This window comes from Bacillus pumilus (assembly GCF_024498355.1).
GTDB lineage: Bacteria > Bacillota > Bacilli > Bacillales > Bacillaceae > Bacillus > Bacillus pumilus_P.
In genome coordinates this window covers 254,487-268,958 of record NZ_CP101833.1, presented here as the reverse complement: position 1 = coordinate 268,958, position 14,472 = coordinate 254,487, and the positions used below count along the sequence as shown (strand labels likewise).

The 14,472-nt window shown below is 44.1% G+C and carries 16 protein-coding genes; 6 read left to right on the top strand and 10 right to left on the bottom strand.

Features of this window, described 5'->3' with window-relative positions:
• Window positions 1–22 precede the first annotated feature (22 nt).
• On the top strand, window positions 23–460 hold the full coding sequence (locus NPA43_RS01520; protein WP_099726165.1) for a MarR family winged helix-turn-helix transcriptional regulator: 438 nt from the start codon (window positions 23–25) through the stop codon (window positions 458–460).
• Window positions 461–482: 22 nt separating this feature from the next.
• Here the strand turns inward: NPA43_RS01520 and NPA43_RS01515 are convergent, their stop codons facing one another.
• The 4 genes from NPA43_RS01515 to NPA43_RS01500 all read right to left on the bottom strand — a co-directional run bounded on the left by NPA43_RS01515 (window position 483) and on the right by NPA43_RS01500 (window position 4,972).
• Window positions 483–1,616, bottom strand: coding sequence for a zinc-dependent alcohol dehydrogenase (locus NPA43_RS01515; RefSeq protein WP_099726166.1), 1,134 nt, complete (start codon window positions 1,614–1,616; stop codon window positions 483–485).
• 161 nt (window positions 1,617–1,777) lie between these two features.
• Window positions 1,778–2,800 carry a quercetin 2,3-dioxygenase gene (locus NPA43_RS01510; RefSeq protein WP_099726167.1) on the bottom strand — a complete coding sequence of 341 codons (1,023 nt, stop codon included), beginning with the start codon at window positions 2,798–2,800 and terminating at the stop codon, window positions 1,778–1,780.
• Between the two features lie 80 nt (window positions 2,801–2,880).
• A complete protein-coding gene (locus tag NPA43_RS01505; RefSeq protein ID WP_099726316.1) occupies window positions 2,881–3,444 on the bottom strand; it encodes a TetR/AcrR family transcriptional regulator in 564 nt (187 codons plus the stop codon).
• Between the two features lie 46 nt (window positions 3,445–3,490).
• Complete coding sequence (locus tag NPA43_RS01500) at window positions 3,491–4,972, bottom strand: amidase (protein WP_256499253.1); 1,482 nt, start codon at window positions 4,970–4,972, stop codon at window positions 3,491–3,493.
• A 187-nt stretch (window positions 4,973–5,159) separates the two neighbouring features.
• On the opposite strand from NPA43_RS01500, the gene NPA43_RS01495 reads away from it, so the two are divergent.
• The gene (locus tag NPA43_RS01495) at window positions 5,160–6,773 is read left to right on the top strand and encodes a S8 family peptidase (RefSeq protein ID WP_256499252.1); all 1,614 of its coding nucleotides are present in this window, start codon (window positions 5,160–5,162) and stop codon (window positions 6,771–6,773) included.
• Between the two features lie 39 nt (window positions 6,774–6,812).
• Here NPA43_RS01495 and NPA43_RS01490 read toward each other — a convergent pair whose 3' ends face one another.
• Window positions 6,813–7,352, bottom strand: a complete 540-nt coding sequence (locus tag NPA43_RS01490; protein WP_249705326.1) for a ribonuclease FAU-1 family protein — start codon at window positions 7,350–7,352, stop codon at window positions 6,813–6,815.
• Window positions 7,353–7,465: 113 nt separating this feature from the next.
• Here NPA43_RS01490 and NPA43_RS01485 point away from each other — a divergent pair, with 113 nt between their 5' ends.
• Window positions 7,466–7,669: a hypothetical protein gene (locus NPA43_RS01485; protein WP_256499251.1), complete on the top strand. Its 204-nt coding sequence runs from the start codon at window positions 7,466–7,468 to the stop codon at window positions 7,667–7,669.
• A gap of 46 nt (window positions 7,670–7,715) precedes the next feature.
• Here NPA43_RS01485 and NPA43_RS01480 read toward each other — a convergent pair whose 3' ends face one another.
• Window positions 7,716–8,264, bottom strand: a complete 549-nt coding sequence (locus tag NPA43_RS01480; RefSeq protein WP_099726170.1) for a GNAT family N-acetyltransferase — start codon at window positions 8,262–8,264, stop codon at window positions 7,716–7,718.
• A 214-nt stretch (window positions 8,265–8,478) separates the two neighbouring features.
• On the opposite strand from NPA43_RS01480, the gene NPA43_RS01475 reads away from it, so the two are divergent.
• Window positions 8,479–9,696: a multidrug effflux MFS transporter gene (locus NPA43_RS01475; RefSeq protein WP_099726171.1), complete on the top strand. Its 1,218-nt coding sequence runs from the start codon at window positions 8,479–8,481 to the stop codon at window positions 9,694–9,696.
• Between the two features lie 28 nt (window positions 9,697–9,724).
• Here the strand turns inward: NPA43_RS01475 and NPA43_RS01470 are convergent, their stop codons facing one another.
• The 4 genes from NPA43_RS01470 to NPA43_RS01455 all read right to left on the bottom strand — a co-directional run bounded on the left by NPA43_RS01470 (window position 9,725) and on the right by NPA43_RS01455 (window position 11,708).
• Window positions 9,725–9,886, bottom strand: coding sequence for a hypothetical protein (locus NPA43_RS01470; RefSeq protein ID WP_180275463.1), 162 nt, complete (start codon window positions 9,884–9,886; stop codon window positions 9,725–9,727).
• Window positions 9,883–10,470, bottom strand: coding sequence for a DUF1700 domain-containing protein (locus NPA43_RS01465; RefSeq protein ID WP_230031226.1), 588 nt, complete (start codon window positions 10,468–10,470; stop codon window positions 9,883–9,885). Before NPA43_RS01465 ends, NPA43_RS01470 begins: the two co-directional genes overlap by 4 nt.
• Window positions 10,463–10,780: a PadR family transcriptional regulator gene (locus NPA43_RS01460; RefSeq protein ID WP_099726173.1), complete on the bottom strand. Its 318-nt coding sequence runs from the start codon at window positions 10,778–10,780 to the stop codon at window positions 10,463–10,465. Before NPA43_RS01460 ends, NPA43_RS01465 begins: the two co-directional genes overlap by 8 nt.
• Window positions 10,781–10,877: 97 nt before the next feature.
• Window positions 10,878–11,708, bottom strand: coding sequence for a YitT family protein (locus NPA43_RS01455; RefSeq protein WP_249704779.1), 831 nt, complete (start codon window positions 11,706–11,708; stop codon window positions 10,878–10,880).
• 335 nt (window positions 11,709–12,043) lie between these two features.
• On the opposite strand from NPA43_RS01455, the gene mmuM reads away from it, so the two are divergent.
• Together mmuM and mmuP are read left to right on the top strand one after the other, a co-directional pair.
• Window positions 12,044–12,982 (top strand): homocysteine S-methyltransferase, encoded by a 939-nt coding sequence (gene mmuM, locus NPA43_RS01450; protein ID WP_099726175.1) that lies wholly within the window; start codon window positions 12,044–12,046, stop codon window positions 12,980–12,982.
• Between the two features lie 46 nt (window positions 12,983–13,028).
• Entirely contained in the window at window positions 13,029–14,432 is a 1,404-nt protein-coding gene (gene mmuP / locus NPA43_RS01445) for an S-methylmethionine permease (protein ID WP_099726176.1), read from the top strand.
• The last annotated feature ends 40 nt before the right edge of the window (window positions 14,433–14,472 follow it).

The window sequence follows — 14,472 nt, the reverse complement described above, 5'->3', positions numbered from 1 at the left end:
AATAGGAAAAGAGGTATGGAGAATGCAACATTTCAAGCTAGAGGCAAGTTTGTTAGACCATGCACTGACAAAGTATTTAAAGGCGACGAAACGAATAGACGAAGAGAACATTCCGAGAAACGTCACGAATGTCAAAGGGTTTATTTTACGCATCATCTACCGCCATCAATCATGTACTGTGAAAAATATTCTACAGGAAGTTTCATTATCTCCCTCTGCGACAACAACCGCTCTCAATCACTTAGAAGATGAAGGGCTGATTATCCGCTCTCGAAATAACAATGACCGCCGTACTGTATGGATTACCCTTTCTGAATCGGGTGAACAAATAGCAAAACAAATGATCGACAATCGCCAATTGCTTGTCAATCAACTGTTCAACCATTTATCTGAGGACGACAAAAAAACATTTTTTGAATTAATCGAAAAAATGATGGATGAGCGCACATTAAAGGCTTAGGAGAATTCCTAAGCCTTCTTTTTTATGGCTTTAAGATGACCTTTATACAATCATCCTGTTTTTCGTTGAATATTTGGTAAGCATGTGCGGCATCATCTAATGGCAATTGATGTGTGATGATCGCTCTAGGATCAATTTCACCCGTTGTCACTTTTTGATAGAGCTTTGTCATGTACCCTCTTGCCGGGGCCTGTCCCATTTTCAGCGTGACGTTTCTTGCGAAAAAAGCGCCTAATGGGAACATATTGTACAGCCCTCCATACACACCAGTCAGTTGAACTGTTCCACATTTTCGAACAGCTTTTGTGGCAATTTGAATCGGTCCAATCGTTCCGCCTTGCAGTTTGAGCTTCTGCTCAATTTTTTCAAGCGGCGATTTCTTCCCGTCCATTCCTACACAATCAATGACAACGTCCGCTCCGCCCTTGGTGAGCTCCTTTAATGTTTCTCCCATATCGGGATCTTCTGTAAAATCAAATACTTCTACACCGCTCATCCGTTTTGCATGCCGCAGGCGGTAATCAATATAATCGACGGCGATCACCCGCTCTGCACCTTTTTGCCAAGCAAATTGCTGTGCCATTAACCCAACAGGTCCACAGCCTAACACGATGACCGTATCGCCTTTTTTCACTCCTGCGTGCTCCACGCTCCAATAAGCAGTTGGCAGGACATCTGATAAGAACAATAATTGTTCATCCTCTAACTCACAATCATCCGGTACCTTAAACGGGGTATAGTTTCCAAAGGGTACGCGTAAATATTCAGCCTGTCCTCCGGGATAATTTCCGAATTTCTCACTATATCCAAAAAGTCCGCCCGAATCATAATGCGGGTTTGAGTGGTCGCATTGGCTTTCTAAGTGATGATGGCAATACTGGCATTGACCACATGCAACCGTAAATGGAATGACAACACGATCTCCCTTTTTTACCGCCGTAACATCCGGCCCAACTTCCTCCACAATTCCCATCGGCTCGTGCCCAATCACATAGCCGATAGGAAGCGGGAAATTCCCTTGATACAAATGTAAATCCGAGCCGCAAATCGCTGTTGATGTAATCCGAACGATGACATCTTCACGATCTTGAATAGACGGCGCATCTACTTTCTTCACTGCAATGCGATTTTTTCCTTGATAGGTAACAGCTCTCACATGCATTTCCTCCTTTCACTCGAGTCATCTTCCCTTATCTTCACCTTGAATGGATGGTTCATTCATCAGATCAGGAATATATGTCACGAAGACGAAAGGCGAAAAAGCCCGTCGATTGATTCGACAGGCTTTTGATGGAACATGTGTAACGCGTTACACACTCATTCTTTTTCGAGAAAATACAAATCATATTGAGCTGATGTCTCCCGATCGATCATCAGGTTCCCTTCGTGAATAAAATAAGGACACATACTTGGGCTTTGAGATTCTTCAAACTGTTCATATAATTGCTCAATATCTCCAGGGAGCAGCAAAATCAAAAATTTATTTGAATGAGACACTAATTCATAAGCGTGGATGGTATCCGGCGGTATATAGGCAAAGTCACCCGGCATTAGACAAATATCCTCTCCGTTCAAATGAAGGTTCATTTTCCCTTCAACACAATAGAGTGCTTCTGTATGCACTTGATGATAGTGCGGAGGAAAATATTTTCCTTTCGTCCCTTCTATCACAAAATGACTGAATCCGCCTCCTGTTGTTTCTGTTGTCGCAATCAGCTCATGAAGCTGACCATCAATGATGTATTGCTTCCCTTCACCAGCCTCTAATACATAGGGCTGCACTGAATGAGGGAGCTGACTATGAAATAACACTGAGGGCTTGGTTGTATTCGATAGCTCTCTGATTCCGTGCATCAGCATGAGATCGCTTTCTTTTTCAGCTTGTTGAAAACAGTCTGCATCAAAGGTTTGATCGGTCATCGGCCATTCATTCTGCAAGAGCCTTTTCCCAATTTGCTGATAGATATCTGTCATTTGTCCGCCCAATGTATACGAAATAAACCTTGTTTTGTGACTATGCATTCTGTAGCCATGAATTGTTTTAGGCGGAATATGAATATAATCGCACGCTGTCACCATATATTTTTTACCGTCCAGCATCACCTCAAGCTTACCTTCGAGCACAAAGATGGTTTCAAATAATGTCTCATGACAATGCAGTGGAAAATAAGCTCCTTTCCCACCTGTGATTAAGACAAGCTCAAACAGTTGATTCGTTTGATTTGCTTCTGCCAGCACATGAACAAGCTGATTCTCCAAACCATACAGCTTTCCCGAACCAGACACGGTATAAAAAGAGGTACCTTCGGATTGCTTGATCGATTGCGGTTGCTCCGACATCCCATCACTCCTCATGACTAATTGACTATCTTTATTATATAGACCAATTGATATAATAGATAGACAATATGCGAGAGATTTTACTCCTCTCGCATAAATAAGTGTCTAAGGTAACATTTTACGTGTTCTAAAGGTGTCGTTTGCTTGAGAGCAGTGGTCATCGATAGACCTCCGATCACCATTGAATGAAGGAGAGAAGCCAGCTCATCGGCTTTGTTTTCTTCATAACCGGTGTTCATCAGCTTTTCTTTCACAAGCTCTTGCCAGCGGATCATTTCTTGTTTGCAAGCATCATGCAGCTTTGTATGCTCTGGTTTTGACTCTGCCGCCAGCAAGACAATCGGAATCCCTCTTTCACTTTCTTGCTCCATAAATCCCTGAATAATGTTTGTCATAAAACGATCGATGGCGATATATGGGTCATCCGAATAGGCAAAGCTTTCTTCAATTCGATTGATGACCTTTTGACTAATATATTCAACAGCTGCTATGGCTAGCTCTTCTTTTCCATTTGGAAAGTAATAATAAAGAGATCCTTTAGGCGTGCCGCTCTCTCTAATGATTTGATTCAATCCTGTCGCATGATACCCCTGTTTACGCAAAAGAAGTGCGGCCGTTTGAATGACTTTGTCCTTCGTACTCACGTGTGACACCCCTTTCCCTCCATAGACCAAAGTCGATTTCATCGTGTTATTCATTTAATTGATTTGTCCCTTTCCAAATCGAGGAAGTCTCCATTTCAACTGCAAGTCTGAGCAGCCAGTCCTCTTTTCCTTTAGGCGCTGTCACCTGTACACCTAAAGGCATGCCCGCCCCAGTGAGATGAACAGGAACACTCATAGAAGGCTGACCTGTTAAGTTGGCAAGCTGTGTAAATGGAGTGTAGGTCAGACTCTTTAGGAACATGTCATAAATGAGATCCTGCTGCGCTTGCATGGAAAGAGAAGACACACGTAAAAGTGCGGCTATTTCCTGATCCGAATGCATAAGCTCACCAATCTTTGGAGCCGAATAGGCAGTAGCTGGTGTCACATAAAGATCGTAGGTTTGATGAAATGCGGCCATTTGTGCTGCGGCCATATCCCACGCATCAAGACTTTCTGTATAGGCGGCAGCGGTCACATTCTTTCCAGCCTCCGCCAGCACCCATGCCACGATATCTGTTTCCTCGGGCTTCACTGGACGCCCTAGTGAACGAGCCAAGGAAGTGAATAATGCAGACATTTCTCCGCTGTTCATGACGTAATATTGCTGCATCAGATGAATACCATCGATTGCCGGTTTCGCTTCCTCTAGTTGGTGCCCTTGCTCACTCAGCCATTTCACCGTTTGCAGTACCGCCTGCTTCGCTTCCTCACTGACCTTTGTGCCAACTGGAGATTCTACGCTGTAAGCAATTCGCATTGAAGAGGTACGTTTCACCAGATCCTCTTGGTAGCTGCCGTCGTATAACGGGGTTTGGAAAGCTGCTTCTGGCTGAATGACCTGAAGCAGATCAAGAAGAGCTGCACTGTCTCGAACTGTTTTTGTGAGTGTAAAGTCAATGGAAGCACCCTGCCACTGTCTTCCTGCACCTGGACCTACTGGCGTCCTACCTCGTGTTGGCTTGAGTCCAAACAAACCCGTAAAGGATGCGGGTATACGAATGGATCCTCCGCCATCACTTGCTCCGCCCGCAGGAACGATACCGCTTGCAACAGCCGCAGCCGTCCCGCCGCTTGAACCGCCCGGGGAATGCGCGGCGTTCCAAGGATTCCTCGTTGGACCATGTAAAGCGGGTTCTGTCACATTCCTCAAACCGAATTCCGGTGTGTTTGTATGGCCGATCATAAGGAGCCCAGCCTGCTTCAATCGATGGACAAAGTGGGAGTCCGTTTTCGCCTTTACATCCTTTAGCAGCATAGCACCTGCTGTCAGCGGTTCATTTTTCAGCCCTTGCGATATATTTTTCAGCACAAACGGAACACCCGCAAACGGCTGATCCATATCTAATTGCTTCATGTCTTTTAACACTTGATCATGTCTTGTCTGGATCACCGCATTTAGTTCTGGATTGACCTCCTCCAATCTAGCAAATGCGGCATGTACAAGCTCCTCAGATGTTACCTGCTTTTTCCGTACAAGTGCTGCCAGGCCAGTCGCATCATACGTCATATACTCTTTTACGTTCATCGGCATGTCCTTCTTTCTCTTATTATGATCTCTCTATTGTCTACTAGAATTGTATGAATTTCAATTTCAGGCTACTTGCAAAAAAATTTTCTGACAAGACTATGATTCTTCTAACCATCCATCTGATTTCTCCGATATAATAAAGAAAAAAAGACGGAGGTCATCTCGTATGCAAGGAGCCATTGCCTTGAAAAAGAAAATATTCGTGGTCATCGCGTTTCTTCTTGCTTTGACAACTGCTTTGCCCTTCCATTCGCAGGCAGCTGCACCGCCAAAAGAAACAGATGTTATCATCGTCTATAAAAATCAAAAAGGGAAGCAAACCGCTATTCAAGAAAGTGAAAAAGTGAACGCACAGTACATACACCTTCCCGCTGTCGCTGTGACAGCAGATGAACAAGCGGTCACCTCATTCAAAAAAGACCCTAACATCGCTTATGTCTCAAAGAATGTGAAAGTCAAACTCGCTTCTTCTACCGTGAAAAAAAACGCAGGTGCTACTGGCCAGGATGCATTGGTACAAAAGTCGTACAACCTGCAAAAGCTAAATGTAAAGCAAGCGATCAAAGAAGGCGTCACAGGTAAAAATGTGAAAGTAGCCGTTTTAGATACTGGTATTTTCCCACATGAGGATTTAAAGGTAGCCGGTGGTAAGTCATTCGTGAATTACACATCCTCTTATAAAGATGATGAAGGACATGGAACACATGTCGCTGGCACTATTGGGGCGCTCAATAACGATTATGGCACAGTCGGCGTCGCTTCTGGCGTGAAGCTGTATGCTGTGAAAGTGTTAGATAAAAAGGGAGAAGGCGACTTATACAGTCTGCTTCGAGGCATCGATTGGGCCATTACCAATAAGATGGACATCATCAATCTAAGTCTAGGCTTTGAAGATAATATTCCGATTTTGCGCTCAGCTGTAGATGAAGCATACAAAAAAGGACTGCTGGTGGTTGCTGCAAGCGGAAATGACGGGAAGAAGAATGATATTAGCTATCCTGCCGCATACAATAGCGTCATTGCTGTCTCCGCAACAACTGCCAAAGACAAACTCGCGTCTATCTCCAATACAGGGAAAGGGATCGAATTTTCTGCCCCTGGCGAGAACGTCATCAGCACTTATTTGAAAAATGAATATTGGTATGCAACTGGTACATCACAAGCTGCACCGCATGTCACAGGAATGCTGGCGCTGTTAAAGCAGCTTCATCCGAAGAAAACAAATGCACAGCTTCGCACCTTATTGCGCAGCTATACAGTGGATCTTGGTGCGAAAGGAAAGGATTCACAATTCGGCTATGGCCGCGTGCAATATGTTCCGCAATCAACCTTTTTAAAGGCTGCGACAAGCGCTGTCAAAAAAGCCGAAACATCTAAAAAGCAGGCAGATGTCGATCAAGCCAAAACGAGAATCGGCCGACTCACTGCAAGCAAACAAAAAACAGCACTCACAGAACGGGTGAAAAAAGTACAAGCAACCATCGATATCCGTTCCGCACGTGCAAAGGTCAAAAAAGCCGAAAAAAACAAAACGCAGGGCGCCATTAAAAGCGCCCAAACGGCCATCAAAAAGCTAAACAAAGGCAAAGAAAAAACAAGCCTGCAAAACCGTCTCGACAAGGTAAAAAAACAAGTCGCCTATCAAAAGAAAGTGACAGACGCCAAACAAAAGGTCAAAAAAGCTGAAGCCAAACGGACAAAGAAAAATAAAGCATCGGCTCAAAGTGCTGTCAAACAGCTAAAAGCCTCCAAAACGAAAACCAGTTTACAAAAACGATTAAACCGTATCAAGGTTTAACAGAAAAAACGATTCCTCGCTTGAAAGGAATCGTTTTTTCTATTTTAACATCGGCTCAAACAAGCTGTGATGATATTTTCCTTTGGCATCTGCCCTCACTTGATCAAGTAAGCTTTCTAACGAAGCCATCACACCCTCTAATGCCCGGCGCACTGAACCGTGTTCAAAATCCGTTAAACTCTCTGGCAACTCATCTTCATCCAACACAAAGAAATCACCATTCGGAAGAACGAGAAGATCAACAATGAGATCTTCAAACATGACCAGCTGGCCGTTGAACCGTGTATCTCCCACAATATTAAAATAAGACCCAAGTTCCTTCCCTTGATCATTCCTCCAGAAATATAAATTGTAAGGACGATCCTTCCAATAATAGGCGGTCGTATAGCTCCCTTTTGGAATGGTCAGAGCACCATCGCCTGCCCTCATCATAAACGTGTCTTCTATCTTGTGAAACAGCACAGCCTGCTGTCCCTGTGCGTCTAACAGCTGACAGGTATGTTCCACAACTTTCTGATCGTATTTGATTTTTCTCTCGATTACTTCATCCCAACGATCCGCTTGTAGCGAAAACAACATGTCACAACTCCCTCTGCATCTAGGTTCTCTCTTTCCAGTATACACCGATTTTTTTTGAAGAAATAAAGGATTGCTGTATTTACTTATGGAAGACCTATGATGAGGTGAATTAAATGAACGGAGTCACGATTCTTGAAAACCTTACAAAGCTTGGACAAATCATCCTCATTTTTTGCGGCTATGCCCTTTATTGGCGGCAGGTGAAAACGAAGATAGAACGAAAGCTGTCCCCTTATAAGCGCATGTTAAAATTCTTTGTCATGTTCGGTTTACTCTCGTGGGGGGTATCATATTGGGCGCTTGTATTGTGGGCGTAAATTGAAAAAGGAAGAGCTGTCCCTGAAGGACTTGCTCTTCCTTTTATTACGCGTGATGTGATGAACCAGCCGGCTGTTCTTTCTGGATCACATATCGATAGCTCTTCACATGCGTCCCATTTTGATTCACAAATTCTTTATCAAGTGCACGCTCAAAGCCCATTCTTTCATATAGACGAATGGCGGCCTGCATTTTATCAGATGTATGAAGATACAGGACATTCTCGCCCCATGATTGCGTCAGTTCAATACTTTTACGTAACAATGACTCTGCGATTCCTTTTCCCCTGACATCAGGATCTACTCCTAAAAACCGGACAATGGCTGATGTAATGCCCATTTCAGGTTTGTCATACGCTTGTTCAGATGACCGGAACATTTGAAGCGTCCCCACAACCTTGTCCTCAAGCTCAGCTACAAGCATGAGCTCCATGTTCGGATTATCTACAGCTGCTGCAAGTGCTGCAGAATAATTTTGCCAGCCTTCTTCTGTAAATTGAGGTTCATACTGTGCGTATGATTTGATCAGCACGTGCCTGATGGCCTTATGATCTTCTTTGACTGCTGGGCGAATCATCAACTCTTTCTGCTTCATGTCAGCACCTCCTGTTGTCTATGGATCGATATACGTATCATGTAATCAATGCATGCCGATGATCTCGTTCTTTTCTCTACTCATTCAATGTAAAGAGTCTCATTCGAAAGATCAATCATTTTGCCCGAAATCGGCTTTCGAAATTTTTCATTGAAAAGGAACGCTTGATTCATTATGCTGATTTGAGGAAGTATACGAGGAGTGTTGTCATCATATGAGTTCTTTATCTTATCCCCAAGAATCGAAAAAAAATCGATTTCTCCTTGCCGCATTGCTTGGTTCTTTAACAGCCCTTGCACCGCTGGCAATGGATATGTATTTACCTGCTTTGCCTAATATCGCCCGGGATTTTGAAGCAAGCACGGCTTTGTCCCAATTAAGTCTCATGGCTTGTTTGATTGGACTCGCGCTTGGACAGCTGATTGCGGGACCGATCAGTGATACGATCGGGAGAAGAAAGCCGCTGATGATTGGCTTACTCATCTTTATAGCAGCATCTCTTTTATGTACAGTGGTCACATCGATTTGGACGTTCATTCTCTTAAGGCTGATTCAAGGACTCGCTGGTTCAGCAGGTATTGTGATTGCACGAGCCATCGTACGAGATCATTATGAAGGGTCAGAGATGACGAAATTCTTTGCACTGCTAATGCTAGTCAACGGAGTTGCTCCGGCAGCGGCACCGATTGTGGGCGGACAGATTTTACGCTTCACAACATGGCAGGGTGTATTTGTTCTACTAGGAATCCTTGGGGCTTTGATGCTGGTCAGATCAATGTTTTCACTACAGGAAAGCTTACCTGCGGAGCGCAGACAGACCGGAGGCTTTCAACAGATTGTTGGTGCCATGAAAATTTTAGCGAGTGACCGTCTCTTTGTTGGATATGCTCTCTCGCAAGGTCTTGTATTCGCAGCGATGTTTGCCTATATTTCTGGCTCACCGTTTGTGCTCCAGGATCTTTTTCACCTTTCTCCACAAGGATTTAGTGCTGCCTTTGCGGTGAATAGTCTTGGCATTATCACAGCTGGACAAGTATTTGCCCGTGTCGCTGCAAAAATCGGAGAAGAGAAAGTCCTTCGCATTGGACTGCTGACAGCTGCCCTAGGCGGCGTCACCCTATTTATCATGATTTCCATTGATGCAGGATTGTATGGCATTCTCATTCCGCTCTTTTTTGTTGTCTCAAGCGTTGGGATTGTCGGCACCTCTGCACCGTCTCTTGCGATGCAGCACCACGGTGCGCATGCAGGGAGTGCTGCTGCCCTCATCGGTGTCGCGCAAATGCTGCTAGGCGCATGCATGACACCTCTTGTCGGCTTAGCCGGCAGCCAAACGGCCTTTCCAATGGGCCTGATTATTATGCTTTGTGAACTTGGCGCACTTTGTTGTTATTTCTTCTTTGTTGCCCGAGCGAAAAAAAGACCCGCATAAGCGGGTTTTTTCATTTCATAATGACCGTCTACCAATTGATGGTGCGGAACACGTTGTGCTCGTCATTTGTGTGATATGCATCTACATCAAAGCCTGATAGCGCAAAACCAATTGCCATGACAATTCCTCCGACAACGGTGAAAATGATACCCCATTTGAAGCATTGTTTCTTTAATTCATTCACGTTCATATTCTCACGACCTTTTTTCTAAACATCCCCATGAATGCGTTAGTGGTTTGAACAGTCAAATGCACAAATAGCTTTGTCAAATACACCGTGGCTATGCCGCATAATAATCCAACACCTAATAGAAGAATACCAACGCCAATCTGCGTCACCACCACATGCAAACCGTCCTGAAAAATAAATGGAGAACCAATGATGCTCCAAAAACCTCCAAGCAGACCAATCAGCGTCACTGTACCTGTCACGAGCGGAATGCACCAAATCACCATATACACAGAAAGAATCAGCAGGAAGACTGTTGCTAAAATACTGCCCCATAACGGAAAGCCTAAAATGAGAATGGAGAGTCTTGTGGCTTTTTCTCCAAACGTCGGCACCTGAGCAGTTTTCATTCCTTGTTCCTTCATAATTCCTTCAGCGATGATGGCAGGCTGCCCGACTTGATGAACCGCTTCCTGTTCACTGTATCCATCTTCCTGATAATCCTCGATCATCTCATCGTAGTATTCGATAAACCGTTCACTTTCTTTTTCGCCTAGACGATGCAGGTGCTTCTCTAAGCTGGCTAAAAATTCTTTTTTATTCATTGCCCTGTCCTCCAGAAATAAAGTCGTAAATCGCCATCACCTGATCCCATTCCTCTAAAAACTGCGCCATATGCTCCCTGCCGCTTTTTGTCATCCGGTAGTACTTTCTTAATCGACTGTTATGTTCCTGGGAATAGGTCTCTACATAATTGTTTTGCTCTAGCCGCTTTAATATTGGATATAATGTTGATTCAGATATCTCAATACAATGGGACATATCTTTAATGATTTGATAACCATAGGAATCGCCTTTCTTTAATACCGCCAGTACACAAAATTCCAGCAATCCTTTTTTTAATTGTGCATTCATGATTACAACTCCTAACCATTTATACTATACAATACATAGTATTGTGTGACAAGAGGTATAAAGCATAAAAAAAGACCCGATTTGGGTCTTTTCGTTTTTATATATTCACAAATCCTTCTCCAAACACATCCCGCACATCATGGACAACAACGAATGCGTCTCGATCAATTTTCTTGATAATTTTCTTTAACCGCATGAGCTCTTGCTTTTGAATGACAGCGTAGAGAATTTCCTTCGATTCCTTTGAATAATGACCGCGACCGTTTAAAATCGTCACGCCTCGGTCAAGGGTGTGATTGATTTCTTCGGCAATATCATCTTTGCATGAAGAAATAATCGTGACCGCCTTTTTCGTGTTGAGTCCTTCTATGACGAAGTCCATCACCTTTGTGGCCACGTAAAGCATCACAATGGTAAACATTAATTTTTCCGCACCAATAATAAAATAGGAAGCAAATACGACGATGAGATCAAAGAACAAGATGGCGTAGCTCACGTTCCAGTCTAAATACTTGTTGGCAATTCTTCCGAGAATGGCAGAACCCGCCGTTGTACCGCCTGCTCTTAGCACAAGACCAATCCCAATACCGATGATAATTCCTGCAAAAATGGCTCCAATGATCAATTCATGTACATTCACGACCCATGTTGTGGTCAGGTGTAGAAATAGGGAGTTACTTGCGACGGCAACCACTGTGTAAATCGTCGTCTTCTTGTCCAAAAATTTATACCCCACCAGCAATAAGATGGCATTAAACACAAGATTCGTCAGCCATGGTGCAATCTCAAACAAATAATAAAAAATGATGGACAGCCCCGTTACGCCGCCTTCACCAAATTCAAGCGGAATGACAAACATGTTCACAGCTGCGGCAAATAAAAAAGAACCAACAAGAATCATTGCAATATCTTTTACACATTTTTTCATTTTCTTCTTTCCTCCTTTTTTAAGCATATAAAAAACCCTCTTTCTGCACGAAAGAAGACTGTCGTTGGACAAAATAAAATCAAAAGACAACGCCTTTTGATGAAGCTTTCTGAAATGAACCTTTCCATAATATATATCTCTTTTTAGAGGCTGTCAATGACTTGGTTTTCTATTATTTTAACTGCATGTTTATGCACGAAAACCCGCTTGTTTTCAGGGTTTTTCCGCCATGATATGCTTTTTCCTCTCCTTGACAAAAACACTTTAGTCATTTAAACTACTGCCTCATATCATACCCATCATTTCCGATCAAAAAAGGAGGTTGTTCTATTCCTATGAACCCTATTCAAAGCCGTTTACAGGCTCACGCACCTTTGATTTTAGATGGCGCACTTGCAACGGAGCTTGAACGAAAGGGCTGTGACTTAAACGACAGTTTATGGTCAGCCAAAATACTCATTGAACAGCCAGAATTGATTCAGCAAGTACATTTGGACTACTTCCAAGCGGGTGCTGACTGTGCAACAACCGCCAGCTACCAAACAACGATTGATGGCTTCGCAGAAAAAGGCTATTCAAAAGAAGAAGCCATTGAACTCATGAAACGATCTGTCACTTTAGCGAAAGATGCACGCGATCTTTTTTGGCAGGATGAAACGCGTCGTGAAGGAAGGACAAAACCCTTTGTCGCTGGATCTGTGGGGCCATTCGGCGCTTATTTGTCTGATGGTTCAGAATATAAGGGAAATTACGGACTCACAGAGCAGGCACTCATTGATTTTCACCGACCAAGAATTCAGGCATTAGTCGAGGCTGGTGCAGATATTCTTGCGTGTGAAACGATTCCTTGTCTGGTTGAAGCAACGGCCATCGCAAAACTGCTGCGGGATGAATTCAGCGGTGTGTATGCTTGGATCACCTTCAGCGCAAAGGATGACCTGCACATTAGTGAAGGTGATTTGCTGAGAGAATGTGTACAAGCACTTGAGCCGTATGAAGAGATTGCTGCTGTTGGCGTGAACTGTACACCGCCGCAATTCATCTCTTCTCTCATTCAAGAGATGAAAAAGGGAACGAGCAAACCGATTGTGGTGTATCCAAACTCAGGTGAATTATACGATCCTAAAGAAAAGGTATGGAGCGGAGATACGTCTCATCATACGTTTGGTGAATGTGCGCATCAATGGTACAAAGACGGCGCGCGCATCATCGGCGGCTGCTGCCGGACGACACCAGAAGATATTACTGACATCCTCAAACGGACAACATCGTAGCAACATGAATCAACTCACATACTTCTAAGCAAAAGGGCGGGAAGACATGGAACAAGCAAAAGATCAGTCACAACAATATCAACGAAAAATGACGAGCCGGCACCTGTTCATGCTTTCGTTAGGCGGCGTCATTGGAACAGGGCTCTTTTTAAGCTCAGGGTATACCATCAGCCAAGCGGGACCTGCAGGAACGATTCTTGCCTATCTTGTCGGGGCATTAATTGTGTATCTTGTGATGCTCTGTTTAGGTGAGCTGTCTGTCGCAATGCCGGTTACAGGGGCTTTTCATACGTATGCAACAAAATACATTGGTCCTGGCACGGGCTATACGGTCGCTTGGCTTTACTGGCTGACGTGGACAGTCGCACTTGGTTCGGAATTTACAGCGGCAGGACTTTTAATGCAGCGCTGGTTCCCAGACACATCGGTTTGGATGTGGAGTGGTGTTTTTGCTCTTATCATCTTTTTACTTAATGCATTTACAGTCAAATTCTTTGCAGAATCAGAGTTTTGGTTTTCTAGTATTAAAGTGATGGCGATCATTCTCTTTATTATTCTTGGCGGAGCTGCAATGTTTGGCTTGATTCCATTAAAAGGTGGCGAGGCCGCTCCGTTCTTTTCTAACTTTACTGGAGAAGGCGGACTTTTCCCAAACGGATTTTTACCGATTTTAATGACCATGCTTGCCGTCAATTTTGCTTTTTCGGGTACTGAATTAATTGGCATTGCTGCGGGTGAAAGCGTCAATCCAGATGAGACCATCCCGCGGGCGATTCGAACGACCGTGCTGCGTCTCGTCCTGTTTTTCGTCGGAACGATCATTGTTTTAGCCGGCTTGATTCCAGTGGAAGAAGCCGGGGTGATCAAAAGTCCATTTGTCGTGGTTTTTGATCGGATCGGTATTCCTTATGCTGCAGATTTCATGAATTTTGTCATTCTGACGGCGATCTTATCAGCCGCCAACTCGGGACTGTACGCGTCATCTCGCATGCTCTGGTCACTTTCTGAGGAACGGACACTGCCTAAGAAGCTAGCGAAATTGACATCAAAGGGAATTCCTTTGAATGCACTCATTTTAAGTATGATCGGCGGTATTCTCTCTTTGCTATCGAGTGTCATCGCACCGGAAACGGTGTATCTTGTTCTTGTTTCGATCTCTGGACTGGCCGTTGTTGTGGTCTGGATGGGGATTGCTGCCTCACAGTTCATGTTTCGGAAAAAATTTTTACAGGATGGCGGACAGCTGCATGATTTATCCTTTCGAACCCCGCTCTATCCAGTGGTTCCGATTGCTGCCTTCTTCCTGTGCCTTGCATCTGTGATCGGCATTGCCTTTGATCCAAATCAGCGGATTGCCCTCATCTGCGGCATTCCTTTCATCGCGCTCTGCTATGCTGCATATTACGTGACGGCTTGGATTCGCAAAAAACGAGAAGAACCTGGTGTCTAGCACCAGGTTCAGGATGTCACTAGCTGACATCTTTTTCTAT

Bases quoted from the DNA above. Each gene is read 5' to 3' on its own strand.
- NPA43_RS01520 (WP_099726165.1), top strand. From the start codon at position 23: ATGCAACATTTCAAGCTAGAGGCAAGTTTGTTAGACCATGCACTGACA.
- NPA43_RS01510 (WP_099726167.1), bottom strand. From the start codon at position 2,800: ATGTCGGAGCAACCGCAATCGATCAAGCAATCCGAAGGTACCTCTTTT.
- NPA43_RS01500 (WP_256499253.1), bottom strand. From the start codon at position 4,972: ATGAACGTAAAAGAGTATATGACGTATGATGCGACTGGCCTGGCAGCA.
- NPA43_RS01490 (WP_249705326.1), bottom strand. From the start codon at position 7,352: ATGTTGTTTTCGCTACAAGCGGATCGTTGGGATGAAGTAATCGAGAGA.
- NPA43_RS01485 (WP_256499251.1), top strand. From the start codon at position 7,466: ATGAACGGAGTCACGATTCTTGAAAACCTTACAAAGCTTGGACAAATC.
- NPA43_RS01480 (WP_099726170.1), bottom strand. From the start codon at position 8,264: ATGAAGCAGAAAGAGTTGATGATTCGCCCAGCAGTCAAAGAAGATCAT.
- NPA43_RS01475 (WP_099726171.1), top strand. From the start codon at position 8,479: ATGAGTTCTTTATCTTATCCCCAAGAATCGAAAAAAAATCGATTTCTC.
- NPA43_RS01470 (WP_180275463.1), bottom strand. From the start codon at position 9,886: ATGAACGTGAATGAATTAAAGAAACAATGCTTCAAATGGGGTATCATT.
- NPA43_RS01465 (WP_230031226.1), bottom strand. From the start codon at position 10,470: ATGAATAAAAAAGAATTTTTAGCCAGCTTAGAGAAGCACCTGCATCGT.
- NPA43_RS01460 (WP_099726173.1), bottom strand. From the start codon at position 10,780: ATGAATGCACAATTAAAAAAAGGATTGCTGGAATTTTGTGTACTGGCG.
- NPA43_RS01455 (WP_249704779.1), bottom strand. From the start codon at position 11,708: ATGAAAAAATGTGTAAAAGATATTGCAATGATTCTTGTTGGTTCTTTT.
- mmuM (WP_099726175.1), top strand. From the start codon at position 12,044: ATGAACCCTATTCAAAGCCGTTTACAGGCTCACGCACCTTTGATTTTA.
- mmuP (WP_099726176.1), top strand. From the start codon at position 13,029: ATGGAACAAGCAAAAGATCAGTCACAACAATATCAACGAAAAATGACG.